Annotated in this window: 19 protein-coding genes and 3 pseudogenes; 11 read left to right on the forward strand and 11 right to left on the reverse strand. The window is 34.1% G+C overall.

Translation table 11 applies throughout. From position 1 onward, the window contains the following. Positions 1-135: 135 nt before the first annotated feature. A complete protein-coding gene (locus SLH52_RS12045; RefSeq protein ID WP_320209526.1) occupies positions 136-615 on the forward strand; it encodes a divergent PAP2 family protein in 480 nt (159 codons plus the stop codon). Positions 616-722: 107 nt separating this feature from the next. Here the strand turns inward: SLH52_RS12045 and SLH52_RS12050 are convergent, their stop codons facing one another. The 5 genes from SLH52_RS12050 to SLH52_RS12070 form a co-directional block, all read right to left on the reverse strand. Next, positions 723-1,436: a 3D domain-containing protein gene (locus tag SLH52_RS12050; protein ID WP_320209527.1), complete on the reverse strand. Its 714-nt coding sequence runs from the start codon at positions 1,434-1,436 to the stop codon at positions 723-725. A 225-nt stretch (positions 1,437-1,661) separates the two neighbouring features. Then, positions 1,662-1,991, reverse strand: coding sequence for a YuiB family protein (locus SLH52_RS12055; RefSeq protein WP_320209528.1), 330 nt, complete (start codon positions 1,989-1,991; stop codon positions 1,662-1,664). 173 nt (positions 1,992-2,164) lie between these two features. Further along, positions 2,165-2,284, reverse strand: coding sequence for a YuiA family protein (locus SLH52_RS12060; RefSeq protein WP_320209529.1), 120 nt, complete (start codon positions 2,282-2,284; stop codon positions 2,165-2,167). A 249-nt stretch (positions 2,285-2,533) separates the two neighbouring features. Then, entirely contained in the window at positions 2,534-3,016 is a 483-nt protein-coding gene (locus SLH52_RS12065) for an NUDIX hydrolase (protein WP_320209530.1), read from the reverse strand. A 294-nt stretch (positions 3,017-3,310) separates the two neighbouring features. After that, complete coding sequence (locus SLH52_RS12070) at positions 3,311-4,540, reverse strand: NAD(P)/FAD-dependent oxidoreductase (RefSeq protein WP_413785520.1); 1,230 nt, start codon at positions 4,538-4,540, stop codon at positions 3,311-3,313. 489 nt (positions 4,541-5,029) lie between these two features. Between SLH52_RS12070 and SLH52_RS12075 the strand changes: the two genes are divergently transcribed. Both SLH52_RS12075 and SLH52_RS12080 read left to right on the forward strand, forming a co-directional pair. Then, positions 5,030-6,022: an NAD(P)/FAD-dependent oxidoreductase gene (locus tag SLH52_RS12075; RefSeq protein WP_320209532.1), complete on the forward strand. Its 993-nt coding sequence runs from the start codon at positions 5,030-5,032 to the stop codon at positions 6,020-6,022. A 408-nt stretch (positions 6,023-6,430) separates the two neighbouring features. Next, a complete protein-coding gene (locus SLH52_RS12080; protein ID WP_320209533.1) occupies positions 6,431-7,306 on the forward strand; it encodes a vanadium-dependent haloperoxidase in 876 nt (291 codons plus the stop codon). A 708-nt stretch (positions 7,307-8,014) separates the two neighbouring features. On the opposite strand, the gene SLH52_RS12085 is transcribed toward SLH52_RS12080, so the two are convergent. Then, positions 8,015-9,727, reverse strand: coding sequence for a glycosyltransferase family 4 protein (locus tag SLH52_RS12085; protein ID WP_320209534.1), 1,713 nt, complete (start codon positions 9,725-9,727; stop codon positions 8,015-8,017). Positions 9,728-9,885: 158 nt separating this feature from the next. Between SLH52_RS12085 and SLH52_RS12090 the strand changes: the two are divergent. From SLH52_RS12090 to SLH52_RS12110, 5 genes and pseudogenes are all read left to right on the forward strand, one after another. Beyond that, positions 9,886-10,935, forward strand: a pseudogene (locus SLH52_RS12090) (glycosyltransferase); the annotation flags it as partial. A gap of 87 nt (positions 10,936-11,022) precedes the next feature. Beyond that, a pseudogene (locus SLH52_RS12095) lies at positions 11,023-12,057 on the forward strand (polysaccharide pyruvyl transferase family protein); the annotation flags it as partial. A gap of 25 nt (positions 12,058-12,082) precedes the next feature. Continuing rightward, positions 12,083-13,264: a GT-D fold domain-containing glycosyltransferase gene (locus tag SLH52_RS12100; RefSeq protein WP_320209535.1), complete on the forward strand. Its 1,182-nt coding sequence runs from the start codon at positions 12,083-12,085 to the stop codon at positions 13,262-13,264. Between the two features lie 4 nt (positions 13,265-13,268). Beyond that, complete coding sequence (locus SLH52_RS12105; RefSeq protein WP_320209536.1) at positions 13,269-14,378, forward strand: glycosyltransferase family 2 protein; 1,110 nt, start codon at positions 13,269-13,271, stop codon at positions 14,376-14,378. Positions 14,379-15,045: 667 nt separating this feature from the next. Then, positions 15,046-15,675: a hypothetical protein gene (locus tag SLH52_RS12110; RefSeq protein WP_320209537.1), complete on the forward strand. Its 630-nt coding sequence runs from the start codon at positions 15,046-15,048 to the stop codon at positions 15,673-15,675. 428 nt (positions 15,676-16,103) lie between these two features. Here SLH52_RS12110 and SLH52_RS12115 read toward each other — a convergent pair whose 3' ends face one another. Beyond that, positions 16,104-16,466, reverse strand: coding sequence for an iron-sulfur cluster assembly accessory protein (locus tag SLH52_RS12115; RefSeq protein WP_320209538.1), 363 nt, complete (start codon positions 16,464-16,466; stop codon positions 16,104-16,106). Between the two features lie 200 nt (positions 16,467-16,666). Further along, positions 16,667-17,521, reverse strand: a complete 855-nt coding sequence (dapF, locus tag SLH52_RS12120) for a diaminopimelate epimerase (RefSeq protein WP_320209539.1) — start codon at positions 17,519-17,521, stop codon at positions 16,667-16,669. A gap of 235 nt (positions 17,522-17,756) precedes the next feature. Between dapF and SLH52_RS12125 the strand changes: the two genes are divergently transcribed. Next, positions 17,757-18,455, forward strand: a complete 699-nt coding sequence (locus tag SLH52_RS12125; protein ID WP_320209540.1) for a DUF2225 domain-containing protein — start codon at positions 17,757-17,759, stop codon at positions 18,453-18,455. A gap of 284 nt (positions 18,456-18,739) precedes the next feature. Here the strand turns inward: SLH52_RS12125 and SLH52_RS12130 are convergent, their stop codons facing one another. Further along, positions 18,740-18,976, reverse strand: coding sequence for a YuzB family protein (locus SLH52_RS12130; protein ID WP_320209541.1), 237 nt, complete (start codon positions 18,974-18,976; stop codon positions 18,740-18,742). A 248-nt stretch (positions 18,977-19,224) separates the two neighbouring features. Here SLH52_RS12130 and SLH52_RS12135 point away from each other — a divergent pair, with 248 nt between their 5' ends. After that, positions 19,225-20,292, forward strand: coding sequence for an NAD(P)/FAD-dependent oxidoreductase (locus SLH52_RS12135; protein ID WP_320209542.1), 1,068 nt, complete (start codon positions 19,225-19,227; stop codon positions 20,290-20,292). A 265-nt stretch (positions 20,293-20,557) separates the two neighbouring features. On the opposite strand, the gene SLH52_RS12140 is transcribed toward SLH52_RS12135, so the two are convergent. Further along, positions 20,558-20,887 carry a YuzD family protein gene (locus SLH52_RS12140; RefSeq protein WP_320209543.1) on the reverse strand — a complete coding sequence of 110 codons (330 nt, stop codon included), beginning with the start codon at positions 20,885-20,887 and terminating at the stop codon, positions 20,558-20,560. 74 nt (positions 20,888-20,961) lie between these two features. Here SLH52_RS12140 and SLH52_RS12145 point away from each other — a divergent pair. Then, positions 20,962-21,288: pseudogene (locus SLH52_RS12145) on the forward strand (NifU family protein). Between the two features lie 236 nt (positions 21,289-21,524). Here SLH52_RS12145 and thrB read toward each other — a convergent pair. Further along, a complete protein-coding gene (thrB, locus tag SLH52_RS12150) occupies positions 21,525-22,445 on the reverse strand; it encodes a homoserine kinase (RefSeq protein WP_320209564.1) in 921 nt (306 codons plus the stop codon). Position 22,446: the final 1 nt, after the last annotated feature.

Raw genomic sequence — 22,446 nt, forward strand, 5'->3', positions numbered from 1 at the left:
ATCCCCTAACAAGTACAGATGCAAAGGAGCTTTTCATCTTCTAATACTCGTTGGAGATGGATACTGAAACTGGACATTTAGAAAAGCGTATCATATTCTTTTAATTATATCAGCAAGAAAGGGCGTTTTAGTCAAATGGAATTAATGTCAAATTTTCCTTTATGGTCTGCATTACTTGCAATCTTCTTTGCACAATTTGTCAAAGTTCCAATTCAGTTTTTTGCTACCAAAAAAATTGATTGGTCATTACTAACTAGTACAGGAGGAATGCCCAGCTCTCATTCGGCAGCTGTAACAGCATTAACGACAGGCATTGCTATAGAAGAGGGGTTTGGTTCACCTATATTTGCCCTATCGGCTGTATTTGCAATTATCGTTATGTTTGATGCAACTGGTGTCAGACGTCACGCCGGTGAACAAGCAACTGTGTTAAATCAACTCGTGTCTGACTTCAATAAATTCGTTGGAGAAGCAAAATTATGGCCTAAGAAGCCTCAGGAAGAAAAGCGTAAGGAGTTGAAAGAATTATTAGGTCATCAACCTATTGAAGTGTTCTTCGGTGGCTTAACTGGAATTTTTTTAACGCTCCTTTTACAATATTTGATTAGTATGTAAAAAATGGTGACTCTATAATATTATGAGTCACCATTACCTTTATGTTAGGCTATTTATATTGATTATTATTATTTTTTGTTAAACAATAAATTTGCACAAAACTTTTCTTAATTTTTCGAATTTATATATTGTTGTCGGAACACTTGCATAGCTTCATTCTCATTTAAGACAGTTAAATCTTGCTCAGTAAGCTTACCTGTTCCTCGTTCAATAATATAAACTTCAACGGTTTTTTTACCCCATTCCTCATATACTTCTTCAACAGTTTCATAGTACAAATCAATTTTATTGCCTTTAATGGCACCGCCTTTATCCGCAACAACACCATACCCATAATCCGGGATAAATAAAATCGTTCCGATTGGGAAAACTCTTAGGTCTGCAGCTACAGTTGAATATAAATCTCTTTTCACCTTCACCCCAGAGTATGTAATACCATATTGTGGATGATTAGGTGTTTTTCCAGTTGATTCATAGCCTGCAGTATATCCTGTTGCTGTCACCTTCATTGACGGATATTTACTCCAGTCAAGATCCTCAAGACTTAGTTCCGCATTTACCTCTTCACTTGATGAAATTTCCGTTGGATTTACAGCGACTCGGTTTAACAATTTAGAAGGTAAGCTTATGTTTCTCTGTAAATAATTATATTCCGGTAAAACTTCATCCTGTACTAAAGTAGATTTATGATAGTTATTTTGCACCCAACCGATAATTGACTTAGCCTCAACACCGGAAAATGACTGAAAAGTAACAAATAACGCAGCAACTAATAGCATAGTCATTACTGCTCTTCTAGTAATTGTTCTTAGTAAACTCATTTTTTATTTTTCACTCCTCTCACGAATCTATTACTTTCCAAAAAGAGAAAGAAATATTCATGAGGGAGGAAAAATTGTTGTAATTATAGAAAATCCATTCCAATTTGATTTACGATGTCACTTATTTGAAACAGTGAAATTATAACGTTATTGATGAGAAATTCGATATGTAAAAACAACAAAAATTAACAAAAAAATAAGACCTCAAAATTTTGAGATCTCCTTTTAGAACATTTGATAACCTTTTGCCCGTAATATTTTTATTGTAATTCCTGAGCAAATAGCACCAATTAAACCGCTAACTAATATGATAATATCAGCTGGAGCTAACGATATTAAATTTTCATATAAATCTGTAAATGATGCACTTGGTTCAGTAAAATAATCTATAAATCTGACCTTATCAATAATTAGTATAAAAATAAGTGGGCTAATAATTGCCATAATCCAAGTCATTCGTAAAACCATATTTAGAAGGAATCCTATTCCAAAGAATAAAATAAAAAATAACAGTATTGATATGATTAAAACCGGTACACTCATTGGTACACTCATTTCAATTACTCACCTCCAGCTACCACCATTAAGTGTACTGAATGATGATATAGAGGTCAAGTACAAAACACTTTGCTATATTTATAACGTAAAAAGAGAGCTTTCATTCAAACTGAAGATTAAGGCAACAATACAAATGCACTTATTCAGCATATTCTATCGTGTAATATTCATTATTTTTTTCCACTACCTCCACAGTTAGTACATGTTTCTGATCCACCTAATAATAGTTGTATATAGCCTTTACCAGAGCAATATGGACATTCTTTTTTCTCGGTTGAAATAGCTTCCATCAATAACACCCTCCATTTAGTTTTTATTTTAATTTAAATTTTCTGATAATATTACCAACAAATTTATTATAAGGAAAGGTACGTTATTGACGAAAAAGTACTTATGTAAGCGATTACAAGGGTGTTTTACAACTGTATCCTTCTCTAATCACACTTTTTCAAATAATTAATTAAGGCTTAATTCTGTCTATGTGCATTGTATGAACAAATCTCTCAGGAAAAATAGGGACAAGTTATACGAGCTTAACCTTATAGAAACAATTTATATTTAGTATAACCAAATTGACTACCTGGGTTTATGTCGTCATACATCTTTCTGTTTTGCAATTCCATTTGTGAAAACCGAATGAGTAATATTGATGAATCTGGATCTTTCACTAAGTCATCAGGTGAGATAAATGCTGCGTCATACAGCTCTTTTTCTTGAATAACGATTTCTTCACTCTGAGCTTTTAATGAGAACAACACCATATTATCACTTATGTCATTACTAATAACACCTGTTCTCAAGCCAATCATTCCTTCTATTTCACAAGTAATTCCCGTTTCTTCATAAACCTCGCGCAAAATAGCTTCATCTAATGTTTCATTATGTTCTACAAATCCAGCAGGAAAGGACCATTTATTTTTGAGTCCACCATATTTCTTCTTAACAACGAGCCATTCGCCATTATTTGATGTGACTACACCTGCAACTGCTAGCCATACTTTCCCTCTATCTTCTCTCCCCATATTTATACAACCCCTATATTATTTATAGACTTACTACAAACCTCATGAATGTATCTTATAGGACGCAAACATTAATTTTACATACCTTTATTGCATTAAACACTTTAATATTTGGTAATAAATTTACGAGAAGAACCTAAAAAAAGCAATAGCACAAGTTTTATGCAATTGCTCTTTTTATGTTTGGGCTAATTTTCGCATAGATTGTTGCATAGCTTATTGAGCTATAAACACGCATACAACGTGTCTATTTCAATAAATTTAGCAATAAATTATACGAAAAGAGCCTTATGTTTAAAATATATTAAATTTTCCTTTTTTCATTACTAATGACGGTCCACCTACTAAAAATAGTGCGCGATTATCTACCATTTTTTTCATAAATGAAGCTTTTGAGCCTGTGATTTTCTTACCGAATACAACACCAATGGCGTCATCATCACCTAATGAACATACTGTTCCTTTTATATCTGGTTTAAATTGTTCTAATTCTCCTTGTTCTCTTACGAGCACAGCTAAATTTTTCGCACACGTTTCACCTTGTTGCATTGCGATTTGGGCTGTCGGTGGATATGGGCGATTAATTTCTTCATTAATCATTAATGAACAATCACCTACGATAAATACATCATCATGTCCAGGAGCACGTAAATCAGCTTCTACTTTTACTCGACCACGCATTGATTCAAAGCCTGAATTTTCAACAATACTATTCCCACGAACACCCGCTGCCCATACAACAGTTTCTGACTTTATTTCTTCTACTTCGTCACCTTTTGCAACAATGATACCTTCTGTTGTACATTCTTTTATAGCGGTACCTATTTTGAATTCTACACCTTTACGTTCTAAATGACCTACTGCATATTCCACTAACTCTGGATCAAATCCTGGTAATACAGTTGGTGCTGCTTCTACACATATAATACGTGGTTTATGTTCATCAATATCATATTCACGACATAACTCAGGTATACGATTTGCTAGTTCTCCAACAAACTCAATACCGGTGAAGCCAGCTCCCCCTACAACGATCGTTAAGCGTTCATCACGATTTTCACTGTCATTATTATAGTTAGCAAATTGATATTCAATATGTTCTCTTATACGACGAGCAGCATTAATATTTGCAATTGAAAAAGCATGCTCTTTTAATCCTTTAATACCAAAAGTTTCAGACTCAAATCCTAATCCGACAACTAAATAATCGTATGTTATTTCATTATTCTCAAGTACAACCAACTTTTCTTCACGCTTAATTTCTACAACTGTATCTTGGATAAAGTTAACTTTTCTGTTATCTATTACATTATTAATTGGGTAACGTACACGATCATGATGTAATGTCCCTGCCGATGCCTCATGTAACCACGTACTTTCATAGTGATAGCTATTTTTATTTATTAACGTAATTTCAGCTTCGTTAACGCCTAAATATTTTTGCAGACGAACTGTTGTCATTAACCCACCATAACCTGCACCTAATATAACTATTTTGGTTTTTCTCAACCGTATCACATCCACCTTTAATAAATTATATTGCGGTTATACTTATCATTCACCGCTATGAGTTTTTTTATCGTTTTTTCTTTATGAAAAGCTTGGTATCTACCAATATAGTAATTTTTTCCATGTTCATGAACAAAGAACAATGTGAATTTCTTCACTTACTTAATCAAAGCACAATCAAAAAATATAGGTATGATAAGGGTTAAATTTGTCACAAAAATTTAACATATTTCCTATATTACATAATATTCGTTTTATACATGTTTTTCAAGCACAAATTCTACATTTATAAACTTAAGAATATTTAAAAAATAATCTTTTTCTTCATCATTTCGACAAATTTTACACTTCAGTCCAATAATGGAGTTTTTTTAACTGTCACAATTTAATAAATCAAAAATTTCTGCATTTATGCTTAAGATATTTTTGAATGCATGTGGTATGATAAATAGTGCAGAAACAAATATACTATTAAATGTAGCTTCACATATGGGGGGATTTGGTTTGAAAGAAGATCAAAAAGTGTATGACATTACCATTATTGGTGGAGGTCCTTCAGGGTTGTTTACGGCTTTCTACGGGGGAATGCGGCAGGCTAGTGTAAAAATTATTGAAAGCCTTCCACAATTAGGTGGACAATTATCAGCACTATATCCAGAAAAGTACATTTATGATGTGGCTGGATTCCCGAAAATCCGGGCTCAAGAGCTAATTGATAATCTAAAAGAGCAAATGGCCAAGTTTTCACCAACCATTTGTTTAGACCAATCTGTAGACAAGCTAGAAAAGCAAGAAGATGGAGTTTTTAAGCTAATAACAAATAGTGAGATACATTATTCTAAAACAATCATCATTACTGCTGGTAATGGTGCGTTTCAGCCTCGTAGAATTGACCTTGAAAGAGCTACTGAATATGAAGGGAAAAATCTTCACTACTTTATAGATGATTTACAAAAATTCAAAGGTAAAAAAGTAGTCGTGTGTGGTGGAGGAGACTCAGCTGTAGATTGGTCACTAATGTTAGAGCCAATTGCAGAGAAAGTATCCATTATTCACCGTCGTGATAAATTCCGTGCACATGAACACAGTGTAGAAAATTTAATAAACTCTAAGGTTGACATAAAAACGCCTTATGTTCCTGTTGAAATTATTGGTGATGAAAAGGCTATTAAACAAATTGTCTTGGAGAAAGTTAAAGAAGGAACAAAAGAAGTGATTGATGTAGACGACGTTATTGTTAACTTTGGCTTCGTTTCATCACTTGGTCCTATTAAAGAATGGGGACTTAAAATCGAAAAAAATTCTATCGTTGTAAACTCTAAGCAGGAAACCAATATTCAAGGTATTTATGCTGCTGGAGATATTTGTACGTATGACGGCAAAGTAAAGCTAATTGCTTCTGGCTTTGGTGAAGCACCAACCGCTGTTAATAACGCAAAATCATACATTGACCCGAAAGCAAAGCTACAGCCATTACACAGTTCATCTATGTTCTAAAATGAATGCTATTTTTGTTAACTAAAATTCACCTATTGATATACTTTATTAAAATTAGCGATCAAACCAAACAGCCATTTTTCCAATGTAGGAAAGATGGCTGTTTTCTCATTGATTTTCTTTTCGCACTAACGTTTAGACACATAATCTATAGCGATCGTGGCACCTTTTCTACTTTGAATATGATGGGGTTTTGTAAAAAACTTAATTCCTACCCATCTTTAGTAATAATTGTAACAAAGTTACGAAAAAAACCTTTCATAAAGGATATCCATCTCCTAACATGAGCAATACGTTATTGTGCACCTATTAGCCGATTTTATCAATTTATCAAACGATAGACTAATGAATCAAACCTCTATGTTTATTATTGAATAGACTAGTAATAAAAGAAAAGAGGTGAATTCATTGAACTGTAACTGTCTATTTAATTCTTGTGAATGTAAATGTACGTATGAAAGATGGAATGAGATTCCTTATGCTGGAGAAAGTGAACCTCCTAAAAACCCTGAAGAACCATATTCAGGATCATGGTCAACTTACTATATTAAGCGATGTGGCAATCAGTTTATTACTCTTCCAAACAAAGAACCTATCTATTTCTCTATTAAAAACCCAAATTATATTGATTGGAATGAACAACTAGAGAAAGTATTAGAAGTAAGAGATAACTTAGACGATCACAAAAAAACTGTAGCCAAATATTGGGGTACTGGTGTTGCGACGAAGCAATGGACACCAATTATTGACCGACTCATTGACACATATGGTGTAACAGCACCTAGAGCTGCTAGAATATTGGGTGCGGTGCAAAGTGCCATAAATGATACATTTGTCATTACTTGGTTTTATAAATTCCTTTGGCTTGTAGCAAGGCCTGATCAGCTAGACCAAGAGTTAGCAACCGTTGTTTGTACACCAAGACACCCTACGTATCCTTCAGGCCATGCCGCTGTTGCTGGTTGTGCTGCAGAGTTATTAAAATATTTCTTCCCAGGGGAATCTTTAAGATTAGACGAATTAGCTGAAGAATGTGCCATTTCTCGATTATATGGACTCGTTCATTTCCCTATTGACAATGATGAAGGACTAAGCCTTGGTAGACAAATCGGTCAAGTTGTTGTTAACGATCTCAAGAAGGAAGTTGACTCACAATGTGACCCAATTGATACGCCATATGAGGATAACCTACACGCAGATCTCATGCCACCTCCATATGAACAAGTCATTCCATATGATTTCAATACTGAGTGCCAATCATTAGTCATACCTGACGATGACTAATATGAATAACATACAACAATCCACAATACCCCAGTAAAACCACTGTATAGGAGAGGTCCTATACAGTTTTTATTGTAAATATTGTGGATATTGTGAATAAACTGTGGATAAAACTGTTAAAAAGTTAACTCTTATCAAAATATTAGTTAAAGTTATTAAAAAAGTTGTGTGACAGGTTTATCAAAATATCTTTACAGTATAAATTATATCAATAAATTTTCTGTATATTAATAATTTTATTAATGTTAATCCATATTCTTTTTTCCTATTGAAAAAGTGATAGTTAAGCTATTTTTGTTTACTTCAAAAGGTTTAACTATGGATAAAAATGTTATGCATGAGCTTTGTGAATGAATTACTTCCCTCGAAAGGAGAAGTTCAATATTTAGTTTCAGTATATATTGAATAAAATTGTGGATATTGTGCACAAACTGTGGATAATAATGTTAATAACTTCACCTGCTAAAGGATAGCATCGCCAGCTTAGGTAAAATATTTACTTTACCTTTTATACACGCTGTGTTCTCATTAATTGTTACTTTTCGTAAATAGAGCTAAATACTACTATAACAATCATATTTCACACCAGTTACTCAAATATAGGTGATAAAAAGCAGCAAAGTTTACGAAAAGAGCCTAAGCAAAAGAGTGTAGTAAATACCTTTCTCTACACCAAAGGATGAATTTTTTATTGTGGTTAAGCGTTACTTATTTCACAGATGGTTTATTAATTTGATAAATGTATTCAGGATACGATACTGCATCTCCTAAAATGGACATCTTCCAAGTATTTGTTTCATTTGAATTTTTCTTCTCAAGAAGTTTGTTTAGAAAATATATTTCAGAGAAGTACTTATCTTGAAATGAATGCTTTCTTAATTTCTTTTTCGCTTCAAATCTCCTTTGAAGGCGGTATAAACATAACAGCATCCATCGGAAGTATACTGCTTGGAGCTGTGGATCCTTCGTTTCATCATATAACAAAGTAAAGTCCTTTAATGCTTCTTCAAACTCTCTTTCAATGAAAGGACGATACCCTTTATGATTGATTAATATTTGATTATTATCGGATTGAACTGGACTATAGCAAATATCTTCAACATGATTTTGTATTTTTTTATGGTATGCGACGACTTCCCAACGAGCAATTTTTAAGGAGCTATCAATTTCGTATACGACTGGAACTTTTATTACAGATGCTTTTGTTATATTTAATAGTTTAAGAAATTTAATGTAATCGCTTGGATTGATAAATGCATCTTCTGAAATTTCTATGTTCCAATCTTCCTCTGTATGTTGTCGCTTGACTTCAAATGATGCAATCTTCTTATAATAATCATAAATTTCATCTATAATCACATGCCATTTAAATAGCTTGGCGGTAGACAGTCCATTCGTTATAAGTAAATCAGCTAAGTCTTCATCATCTAGCACTTTTTTTATTTTACTAGTTAAGTCTATCGGATCCCTAATTCTACATAATAGAACATTCTCTCGGTCAATAGCATATTCAAGTACGCCATCATTTTCTGTTGTAATGACAGGACAACCACAAGACATGGCTTCTAATGGTGGAAGAGAAAAGCTTTCGTAATGAGACGCAGATACATATAATCTCGCACCTCTATATAAATCTGCGATTGTGCTTTGACTAGGCTGAACGAAGGTTTTTGTAACCTTATTTCTCATATCGTTAGACGGCTCCTCAGGCGTTATCCAAAACAACGATATATCATATTCTTGTTGAATGGCATTATACGCTTCAATAATTTCACGTATACCTTTAAAAGTAGCAGATTCTGCACCTACCATTAGCATATACGGCTTCTCTGTTTTGAATGAAGAACTTCCTTCGTAAAAGATGCTCTCATCTATTGCGTTATGAATGACACTTGCTTCTCGACCATAAATTTTATTTATCAATTTAGCTGCACTTTTCGATACTGTGTATATAAATGTTGGCAGTTCATATTGACGTTTAATAAATAACTTTAACGTCTCATTCATACCTTCATAATCAAACAAATGAAAGTCACCTTGCTCAAAATAAACAACTGGCGCAATACCTGTGTCAATACAGGATTGAATATGATCCCAATATGTTGAAACAATAACATCACAATTTGGTATTCCTTTTGCTAATTCAACAGTAAATGGAACTTGTATATAAGTAGCATCAATAGGATACCAACAAGGTTTTCCAAAATGTGTAACAATCGTAACTTTAATGCCAAGGCGAGTTAAACGATTAACATGTTCAAAAATAATTTTTACTCCTCCACTTACAGCTACACTAGACATAACATAAACGATATGAAATAAGTCCTCAGCTTTGTCTTGTTGGCTTAAAACCTGTTTTTCAGACATGTATTGTTGAGCTAGTCGCTTGTAAAATTCTTTTAATTTTAGTTCTTCGTACATTTTAGCCTCCTTACATATAATTAGTGAAAAAATTATATTTCATATGATTTATCATATTAGTAAAAATGATAAGGGTGTTGTCTCGAGGCTCAAATATCACATAAGAATGCTGCAAACATATTATGTTGTATTGATAAATAAAAATAGGAGGGCGATCTGTGGTTACAATCAGTTTATGTATGATCGTTAAGGATGAAGAACAAACACTTGAAAATTGTTTAACTAGTGTTAAGGACGCTTGTGAGGAAATTATTATTGTGGATACTGGATCTACAGATAAAACGAAAGAAATCGCTGCAAAATATACAGACAAAATCATTGATTATGAGTGGATTGATGATTTTGCTGATGCAAGAAACTTTGCTTTTAGCCATGCTACTAAAGAATACATCCTTTGGTTAGATGCTGATGATGTGGTACAGCAAGAAAATATAAAAAAATTACTACAACTTAAAGAGACTTTAGATGAGTCTGTCGATGCTGTATCTATGATCTACAATATCGCCTTTGATGAGTATGGAAATCCAACGTTTAGTTATAGAAGAAATCGTTTAGTAAAGCGCGTAAATCAATTTAAATGGTTCGGAGTTGTACATGAGTATTTAGCAGTATCAGGAAATATTATTAAATCAGATATTGCAATTAGTCACCATAAACATTTAAAGGAAAATGATGTGAGTGAAGGAAGGAATCTAAAAATTTATGAAAATCGTATTAAACAAGGAGAAAATTTTACTCCTAGAGATTTGTATTATTATGCTAATGAACTAAAGGACCATCAATTTTACCAAAAAGCTATTAGTTATTATGAAGAGTTTTTAGCTACCAAAGAGGGCTGGGTGGAGGATGAAATTAGGGCATGCCTCAACTTAGCTGACTGCAATAGTCATTTAGGCGATGAAGAAGAAGAATTAAATTGCTTATTAAAATCTTTTAAATATGACTATCCACGTCCAGAGATTTGCTGTCGCTTAGGAAGCTATTTCATGGAAAAGAATGATTATCAAACAGCAGCATTTTGGTTTCATACGGCCCTTCACAATTGGAATACAAATACTGACGGGTTTCAGCAGCTTGCCTATTCAACATGGTATCCTCACTTGCAACTATGTGTATGCTATTGGAATTTAGGTGATGTAGATCAGTCTATTAAACATAATAAGAAGGCTGAGAAATATCGTCCGAATGATGAAAGTGTGAAATATAATCATCAATTTTTTTCAGAATTAAAGGGAGAAAATACAATTAAAAAAGTTTTATATGTCGGATGGATTGGTTATAAAAACCTTGGTGATGATTTGCTTTGGGATCTTTTCCGATATAAATTCAATGAAATATTAGCTGATAAAGAATGGGAGCTTAAAGGTACTTATATGCGCACATCAATCGAAGAGTATAACCTTGATACACATGATTTAATTGTGTTAGGAGGTGGCTCTATTATTTGTAAAAATAACATTCCTTTGTTATATGAAGCTATAAAAAGAGGTAAGAAAGTACTTATTTGGGGGTCAGGTATAGATTTAATTCAATTAGACCATATTCCATTATTATTAGAAGGAAAAAGAATTAACGTCGATAAATACTTTACGAAAGATATTCAGAAAAAATTAATAGAAGTCATAGAGCATGCAGAATTTGTAGGTGTTAGGGGACCATTAACGTACGAAATTATTAAGCAAATGGGAGCAAACGAAGATAAAATGATGATTTGCGGAGATCCTGGGTTCCTTCTCTCAGAGAGAACTACATCCAAAGAAGAGGATAAAGTATCTTTCCCATCTACAAATAAAGTAATTGGAGTTAATTGGGGAACATCTTTTAACCGCATATACGGAGCAAATGAGCGTCAGCTAGAGAATTCATTAATGAACGTAATAAAATCACTCATTCAAAAAGGCTACAAAATTCACTTATATACGGTCTGGGATCAAGATATTCCAGCTTTAAAATCAATTTATCATAAAATAAATGATCAAGAAAATGTCATCTTGGACACAACCCTCTATCATCAGGATGCGTTAATAGACCTTATATCAAATTTTTCTTTCACAATCAATTTTAAATTGCATGCAAATATTATTTCTATTGCTGCGGGTACACCTCCAATCGCCTTAGCATATCGATTTAAAGTTTTTGATTTTGCTCACTCCCTCAATTTGGAGGATTTCGTTATTTCAACTGATTCAACAGACCTCGAAACCAAAATAATGGAGTTAGAACTTTTAATTAGTCAAGATAGACCAAACATTATTGAAAAAATAAAGAAAACAGAGTTAGAATATATGCATTTAATTAACAAGCCGTTTGATGAAAAGTTATACCTTTAAGAATGTGAAAAGGAATGAAAAATAGATGTATAACATATCAAAAAGTGAATGGCAAAAGCTTAAGAAGTATGGTCATGTTGAAGTAGGTAACAACAAAAACTATGCTGTTGAAGGCTTATATTATGGTGGTGACAAGATTGTAGAGGAAAGTTTAAATAAGCAATTTATTTTACCATTTAGCATTGAAAACATCATTGATGCTGGAATAAAACAGTTAAGTGAGGAAAAAATCAAGCTGAAAAACGCGGAGCATATCGCTAACGAAATAAGAGAGGCACTAAGAAATGGAAAGGGATATTCTCTTGTTCGAATTGGAGATGGAGAGTTAATTTTTTTGTCACATGACCTAATCAATTCAAGTGAGGAAATTAACAAAGAACCTCGACTCCAATTTCTTTCTTATGCAGGAGTTACCTTACCTGATCATGAAACTAGAGATTTTTTAACAGAAAAATTATTATTAACAAATGTAATAGGTGTGCCAATCGCGAGGTATCCTACCTTTCAAAACTTATTTATAAAGCTAGTGAACTACCATAATTGGAATTTAAAGAAAATGAACGTAACGAGTTCATTTATTCATTTTGAGCTTTGTCGGTATACTACACTGTATCATGAGTTATTACAGCACCACCGTGTATTGTTAATTGGAAATAAGATGAATGAGGGAAGAAAGTATTTTGAAGACATTGGTTACGAGAATATAGTTGGTAACGTTCCCGTTTTTGGAGTAAAAGATGTTTCAAATGTCATTGCTAGAGCAAAAGAATATGAATATGACGTGGTGTTCGTCTCAGCTGGAATTGCTGCAAACCTAATTTGTGTAGAGCTAGCTCAAGAAGGGAAAATCGCTATAGATTTTGGTCATTTAATTGATTCGTTAATAAACGACAAAGCTCATATTTTATCTTTAGACAGCAATTTACTTGACGTAAGTAAATGCTCTGATATTGGATATTATTATGTCAATTGGGGTGATTATAAAACTGCAGCCTATTGGTATGAGCAGATTCTTAAAATGGAAAATGTTTCTTCCGAATGGATGAAGATTGCACACCTACAGCTTTGTGTTTGCCACTGGGAATTACATGATCTTCAAAAAGCTAATGAGCATAATGAATACGCTGAGACTTATGCCCCCAATGACCCGAGCGTTTTGCATAATAAGGCTTTTTTCAAAGACATTCTAAAAAATAACGAGGGGTGAATTTATGATCAGTGTTATTCTACCTGTTTACAATGGAGAAGCATTCATTAAAGAAACAATTGAAAGTATCTTAAATCAGACAGAGGAAAATTTTGAGCTAATTATCGTAAATGACGGGTCCACAGATAAAAGTGAAGAGGTGATAAAATCCTTTACAGATCGAAGAATACGTTATTTTCTTCAAGAGAACAAAGGGGTAGCTGCGGCAAGAAATAAAGGGTTAAGTCATTGTAAGGGAGACTTTATTACTTTCCATGATGCTGATGATCTGTCATTGAAGAATCGATTTGAGAAACTGTTAGAAGGATTCTACGGAGAAGACATTGTCTTTGTTCATTCAGATATGCTATTAATCAACGAATTTAATCAGCCAGTCGGTTATTGGCAATCGAATAATATTCATCCTTCAGAATTGTTTTCTTTTTTTATCAATGTAGGTACTCCTTATAATAATGGTACGATTATGTATAGAAAAGAAAAGATAATAAACAATAAAATCCCACCATATGTACTCGGCGAAGATACTGCATTTGTTATGAATATTGCCGTCAATTACCCATCCTACCATATTCCAGAACCAATCTATTTATATCGTCGGCATTCAAAGAATGCATCGCAAAACAATAGCTACGAGACGCTTGTACAACACATTAAAGAGTTCTTAGCTCAAACTGAACCTAGTAAATTTTTAAAAGAAATTGATTGGTCTGATGAGCCAAAGGAAAGAAATCAACTAAAGGCCAACCTTATTGTGGGTGTAGCGCTTTCGAAGCGGGGATTATTCCCTGAAACGGTGAAGCTATTTGATGAAGCAATACCCTTCATAATTAATCAGAAGGATAGAGATTTTTTCGAAGGAATGAAAGCATTGGTAGAAAAAAGGTTCCATGATGCAGAGAATATTTTTTCCCAGTATGAAGAGAAGGATCATATTATAGAAAATTACTGTGGCGAAGCTTTATTGCACCAACACAAATACAATGAAGCGTATATCCATTTTTTAAATGCACTAAAGCTCAAAGCTGATTATGTGACCCCTGCACAAAATTTAAAAGCTATCGGTCAAATGATCGGTCTTAATTTAGTGGATAAATATAGAAATAAATATTATTAGTTTAACTGTAGGGATTTATTTATTGTTTTTACTAAGAAAAGTCACATATATACAACTAGCATTCCTAGCATCTTTTCTTCTATATAATAATGACTGCTGTATGGCATCATATCTTGCTGTTCTAATTTTCAGTTAAAATGTAGGTAAAGAGCATAATTACAAGAATTCCAATACAAAAACATTATATTAGATACTTTTTATCAATCACCCGCAGGAAGTCTAATTATTTCTTCTCATTAAATTCCAATATTTTCGGTACTTAATTTAATAGCTTCCCTCCTCTTATCGTTTTTTCCCCTGTACTTTTACAAGCATGTTAGTTTGCTAAACTATTACATTTTTTAAGCTATGACTTATTAGCAATGACACATAAGTTCTTAGTGATTGATGCTTCTTAACAAAACACTCACATTTAATCAATTCAACATTTTAAAAAAACTTCAAGCGTTTAAAAGAAAATTTGAACCATAAGATGTTTTAGATTTCTAAAGAAAGATCGGAGACTGAAAACAAAACACTTATCTTTTTTAATAGTTTTAAAGCCTTTCTTTTCTGATTACATGCCCTTTTTAAGTTATTTAATATTATTTTTACAGCTTGTAGCTATTCTACCCAACCAATTATTTAAAACGAACATAGACTAAATTAGAACAAGGAGGTGTGAAGAATGTATTATAGTAGTAATGACGAAGATTGCAAGTGTAAAGTCGTTCCACAACCGAAACCAGGGCCTCAAGGGCCTCAAGGAAAACCAGGACCTCAAGGACCTCAAGGACCTCAAGGACCTCAGGGACCTACTGGGCCTACCGGGCCTACTGGACCTACTGGACCTACTGGACCTACTGGACCTACCGGACCTACTGGACCTACTGGACCTACTGGACCTACTGGACCACCTGGTAATCCGACCGTCTTTTTAAATACAGACCAACAAGTCGATATAGGTGCAAATGGTTTCTTAGGGTTGGGTACCTTTAGTAATAATTTTCTTAACAATTCCGTAGTAGTACCGCAACTAGTAAATAATATCCAACTGACTTTCAATATTCGAAATGCAGTTTTACAAAATATGGGTCAATCAGTAAGGGCAGAGGTTTTTTCCTCTGATCAATGCGGTGCTAACCTGACAGCTACAGGAATTTTCGTATTACTATCAGGTCCAACTGCTGATTGTTGCGACAGTGCATCTGGTCCTGTTACCCCTATTCCCGCTTGTAGTCTACTATCGGTACAAATCCAGAACAATTCAGGAGTAGCATTGCCTTTTGGTGTTGCAGCAACTGTCACTTTATCTTAACAGAAATAAAGGGAAAGAAATTATATGCTCTTCCCATACTTTTCTTTAGGTTCTTTTGAAAATTTATTTTAGATATAAATTAATACTTTGATATAATAATGTTCTGTACAGACGAACATTCCTTGAAAATTATGCATAGAGATAGAGTGTCTTGTTAAAGACTTGATTATTTTATAACTAATAAATCAAATTTAAACAGTTATAGAGCTCTGTCTCTATCCTTCATTTTATTTCGGGAATTATTCATTCATACTGATCCCATGAGTTAATTACATTTTCGTTGCTTCAATGCTATAGAAAAGGCCTCTCAACAGTTAAAGATTTACCGTTAAGAAGCCTGTTATTTTTACAACCTTCAATTCTCGTTATAGGGGTTGTTATTAATACCTCAACATGCAACGTCTAGAGCCCTGATCTCCTTTTATCTTCTAACACTCTTCAGGTGTGCCCTCATTCGTTGATGTACGGAACGATGAACCACAGCCACAATTCGCAATGGCGTTAGGATTATCGATCGTAAAGCCCCCACCCATTAAAGACTGTTTGTAATCAATTTTTACTCCTTTTAATATTGGTGCGCTTTCCTCGTCAACGACCATTTGAATCCCGTGTTGTTCAAATTGGATATCACCTTCTGCTACCTCATGTTCAAAGCCCATGCCATACGATAGTCCACTACATCCGCCACCTTGGACTCCGATGCGCAGAAGAGCTCCTTCTTCTTCATTTTCTTTCTTCATCGCATTGATTTGATGTGCTGCTGATTCAGTTATTTCTAAAATATCACTCATTCATCTTCCCTCCAATCTGAGATTTTACTTGTCTAGCTTTGCATTATAGCCGCCCAAGTCGATTCAACTTCAAACTTCAATGTGTAGAAAGTTGACTATTGTACTTTATTTTTCTTTTAGTATACCTTTCCCCTTTTGGCTATACAAATAATTAGCCCTGTCATAACATGGGATTATAAAGGTAGAAATTGATATATGTTCTAGTAGTAATACGTGCCCGTACATATAGTTTCAGCAGGTCCTGTCATCATGACATTCCCTTCATTTGTCCATGTGATCCGTAAATCCCCACCTGCTAAATGTACAAGTGTTTCTTTGTTACGTATCGTCTTGCTATTTAATACAGATGCGACTACTGCTGCGCATGCACCTGTTCCACAAGCTTGAGTAATACCTGATCCTCTTTCCCAAACTCGGAAATGAAGTTCGTGATCATTAACGACTTCAACATATTCAACATTAATTCCTTCTGGGAACCTTGCATCCTTCTCTATTATTGGTCCTTCTGACGTTAATGGAGCCTCATCAATATGTTCAACGTAAAAAATAGCATGTGGATTCCCCATAGAGACAAGTGTCACTTCTCGTTCTTCACCAGCAAAAATATTTTTCTCACTTACAACAGTTTCCTTATCATCACCAACCATAGGAATTTGAGAACGTTTTAATTGTGGTTTACCCATATCTATCGTTATACTAATAACCTTGCCTTCCTCTTCTTGAATTTGCGCATGTACAATACCTGATAGTGTTTCGATTGGAAATGCCTTGTCACTCACTATTTTATGTTCGTACACATATTTCGCAACACATCTGAGACCATTTCCGCAGTTTTTCCCTTCTGAACCATCATTATTAAAAATTCTCATCTTCACAGCTGCTACTTCTGACGGACAAATTAAAATCATTCCGTCTGAGCCAATTCCTGTATTCACATTAGAAATTTTTATAGCAAGCTCAGCTAGTTGTGACTCTTTAAGCTTTTCCTCGAACATATTTACATATATATAATTATTGCCTAGACCATGCATTTTAGTGAAAGTCAGTTGATTCATTGCAACATACCCTCCATATATTTTTTTCCGTTAGTCTTCATGTATATTGTACTCATTTTTTGTTCATACTGGAATTATCCCCCGTATGATATCGTCCTTCATCTTATTTGAAGGACTTTTTTTGTTTCTTTCGACTCATTATTAGTAGTACTAATTTCATATATTTTACGATATAATTAAATAAATATGATTTTATACTTAGGAAATATAAACTGCTAGTTAGGAAGGAAGCAAGATGAATACGATCCCTCCATTCTATGATTATAAACCTACATGCTTGCTATGTAAAAAAACTTATACTACTCAAAAGGTTAGATCACGTTATACGAAAATTTCCCTTCATGAGTCAGATTTCTGTCCTCAATATAAAAATGAAGCATACGATCCTTCACTTTATTACATTTGTGTTTGCCCTCATTGTGGGTTTTCTAGTTCAAATAAGTTTGAAGAGGCTTTCCCGCCTTTAACGATAGAAACGCTTAAAAAAAATATTTGTGACAATTGGGCAGGTAAAAATTACTGTGGGATTCGGACAAAGAAGGATGCGATTGATAGTTATAAATTAGCAATATATAGTGCATTACTTAAGAAAGAAAAACATATAACAATTGCTGGGATGTATCTTCGTACAGCTTGGTTATATCGTAAATTAACAAACCAAAAACAAGAAAAACGTTTTATGAAGTTAGCACTACAGGAGTATATTCAGTCGTATATGACCGATGACTTTAACTTTACCCAAATGTCTGAAATTCGTATCTTGTATATGATTGGAGAATTAAATCGAAGGATTGGTAATGATGAGCAAGCTATTCGATATTTTTCAAAAGTTCTTGAACAGCAACATAACACGATTGAATACGGCATCATTAGCATGACGAGAGAACGGTGGTATGAAATCCGCCAAGATCGACAAATGGTCACTCTCGATTAGGACAGGCTGTTGTTTTCGAACATGAAGATTGAAGCAGATTAGGCAGGTAGCTTATCAAGTTTAGGAAGCTATAGCATGATCAATCAAAATAGCAATCACAAAAAGTGCACTGATAAATGAGTGCACTTTGTTTATTCTGTTACCACATATATTTTTTTTGTACTAAGAATTAAATACGAATACAACTTAGATTACGAAGCACTTTTCCTTCTATAAAAATGACGGTAGTCATATTAAATCTCAATTTAGCACCATTAGCAACAGAATTTACGAAAAGAGTCTCATTAAAACATCGGATTATCCTCTAAATATTGATATATATTATTTACGAGTTCATCAGCATCTTTTCCTATAACAATCTCTCCGTTGACAAGTGCAAACAAGGATTGGGCACATTTACCACAATAGCCTAAACATCCATATTCAATGATATCTAAATTTGGATCCTTCTCAAGCTTTTCACGTGCTTGTTGACCACCATTAGCTAAATTACTAACACAAAATTCAATAATAGGCTTCATTTTTTTCACCTCTCATTGATTTTATATGCTACTCATTTTTTCCTGTTTCGTCAACAATATTGCTCAAATTTTGTCAAGAAATATGGAATATTTGTTGTTATTTTGTCGTAATTTAGTTATACTTTTTTATGGTTTCATCATTATTTAGTTATTAACCATATTAATATGTATAACATTATATATTTTATAGAAAATTTATGAAGTACCTATCGTAATCTCTTACTTTTTTAACAAAGGGGAAGTCAACAATGAAAAACCTTGTCATTCTTGGTGGCGGATACGGTGGTATGCGTATCCTTCATCGCCTTTTACCCAACGAACTACCAAATGATGTCCAAGTTACTCTAGTTGATCGCATTCCATATCATTGCTTAAAAACCGAATACTATGCTCTGGCAGCCGGTACCATTTCAGATACGCATGTGCGAGTATCTTTTCCTGAGCATGATCGGTTAAACCTCTTATATGGAGAAGTTACGAACATTAATTTGGAAGATAAAACAGTTGAATTTCAAGATCGAGAACCGTTATCTTATGATGATTTAATCATTGGTTTAGGCTGTGAAGACAAATATCATGGCGTTCCTGGAGCGCAAGAATATACGTACAGTATTCAAACAATTGATAATTCAAGAGACACTTACCAAAAGCTGAATAACTTACCAGCAGGTTCCACTGTCTCTATTGTAGGTGCAGGACTAAGCGGCGTAGAGTTAGCGAGTGAATTACATGAAAGCCGTGTTGATTTAAACATCAAACTATTCGACCGTGGAAAACACATTTTATCAATGTTCCCTGAACGTTTAAGTAAGTATGTTGAGTCATGGTTTTTAGAACATAACATAGAGTTAATTAATAATGCTTGTATTACGAAAGTAGAAGAAAATGTCTTATATAATCATGATGAGGGCATCGCAAGTGATGCAATTGTTTGGACAGCAGGCATTCAGCCAAATAAAGTCGTTCAAGCTTTACCTGCCGAAAAAGATGCACAAGGACGTGTAGTATTAACGAACCAGCATAACATTCCTGAAAATGAAAATGTCTATGTAGTTGGTGATTGTGCCAGCCTGCCACACGCACCTAGTGCACAACTCGCTGAAGGGCAAGCTGAACAAATCGTTCAAGTGCTACTTAAGCGCTGGAATAATGAAGAACCACCAAGTGAATTCCCACCAATTAAATTAAAGGGTGTTCTAGGTTCTTTAGGTAAAAAACATGGTTTCGGTTTACTTGCAGATAGACCTCTTATGGGAAGAGTTCCTCGCCTATTAAAATCAGGAATTCTGTGGATGTATAAAAATCACAGGGGTTAAACTCGGCCTCAGATGCTCATTCAGCATACCTCGAGCTACTTTAAAAATATCACAAGCAGGTTGACCATCCCCGAGCATATCAAAACCAGAGGCTTTTTGCCTCTGATCAATGGCTTACTATGCTATGCCAGATTACATCGGTACATTAATTTAAAAAAGACGGGTTGTTACCCGTCTTTTAACTGTATTTTTTGCTATTAATCTAATTAATGCGAACATACTTCGTGTACGAACTTTAGGTTGCATTCACTTAGTCATATGCTTGTTATCCTTGTTGATAGCCGTATTTCTCCATTTCTTCAAATACAGCTTTTAATTTAGGGTTCCCTTCACCAACAATAGTGTCATTAATAACAACTACTGGATAAAACATATCCTCTTCTATCACTCTAGTAGCGAAGCTCTGTTTGTCTTCCTTTGAAGGGGGAGCGTATATATCAACATATGATATTGTAAATGGCTGATTAGGAAATTTTCTCGTTATTGCAGCATCCAACCATTCATATGTTTCTTTCGAAGATGGTAAGTTTACACAACTAGGACATAATACTTCCGTACCGTATACACAAACTTCTACTTGTTGTAATATAGTCATAGGGTAAGACACTCCTCTTTTTCAGTGTTCTTATCTTATTGTACAAGAAAACGATTGCTAACGAAACTTTTTCTATAACTCAATCGGTAAATATCCAAGTTCGTACGATAGATTTTTTTCATTACACTGTTTATAATAGATAATAAGGAAAGGAGTCGATAATCTTGGCTGAATTAGTAATGGAAGAACAAGTACAAGAAGTTTTAGATAAACTTCGCCCATTTCTTTTACGCGACGGAGGAGATTGTGAATTAGTTGACGTAGAAGACGGTATTGTAAAGTTACGTTTATTAGGTGCATGTGGTAGTTGTCCGAGTTCAACAATTACATTAAAAGCAGGTATTGAGCGTGCACTTCTAGAGGAAGTACCAGGTGTAGTAGAAGTAGAACAGGTTTTCTAACCTGATATAATATGTCATATTAGTCATCAATATGAAAAGCGAAACCTTCCTGGATGGAGGTTTCGCTTTTTTTGTAGAGTTTTTAAATTGATTATTGTCGTTCATAGTAAAATATAAACACGGAAAATGCATATGACCTCATCGCATCTTTTCTTCTAACGACCTCTCTGTGTTGCAATTGTTTATAAATAACAACAAAATTTTACGAAGAGCTTTAATGGTTAGTTACAGAAAAGTCAATTCACTTCTTCCTTTTCTTTCGATGTTTGAACTACCGTGCTCCCTTGATTGTCTACAGAAAGAAATTCTATTTTATGTTGAGAAAAGCTGCTTTGTAGGGATTTTTGAAGATTTGCACCTTTACCTTTTTCAGCAAAACAAATAATTGTTGGTCCAGCTCCACTTAATGCTGTACCAAAGGCACCGTATCTTCTCGCACAAGAGCTAATTTCGTCTATGTCAGGAACGAGCTTTGATCGATATGGCTGATGAAAAAGGTCTAGCTCCATCATTTTTCCGGCAAGCGTCCAATTTTTAGTCATTAAAGAGCTTATTAACACATTACTAATTGAGCTTGCTTCAACAGCCTTAGAGAATGCAAAATCACTTGGAAGAACACTTCTAGCTTCAGCAGTTTTCAATTCATATCCAGGTATCACGACTACGATATCGACATCAAAATCATGTACTGCGATAATGTCAGTTTCATGTTGACGGTGGCTACCGATAATTAACCCTCCATAAATGGATGGACCAACATTATCAGGGTGCCCTTCATATAAACTAGCAAACCTAAGCTTTTCATCATTTGTCATATGCAAATCACATAACACATTCGCTAGTTCGATTCCTGCAACAATCGCAGCTGCACTACTACCAAGCCCTCTAGCAAGTGGAATTTCACCAGTAACGTCTACATAGCATGGAGTTAACTCTTTTTCATGTATATCAGCTACTTTTTGTGCAACTTGAAATATGAGATTATCTTTACCCGTCGGAATAGCTCTTAACTCGTCTGTGAGCGAATGAAAAAACCATTGTGTACTTCTTTGTACTTCAAGTGTTAAGTAGCGTGAAACAGCTAAGCCGATAGAATCAAACCCTGGTCCTAAGTTGGACGTACTGCCTGGTACTTTTATCACGATCCGTTCATTCATA

The sequence above is a fragment of the Cytobacillus sp. IB215665 genome (assembly GCF_033963835.1).
Taxonomy (GTDB): Bacteria; Bacillota; Bacilli; order Bacillales; family SM2101; genus Nanhaiella.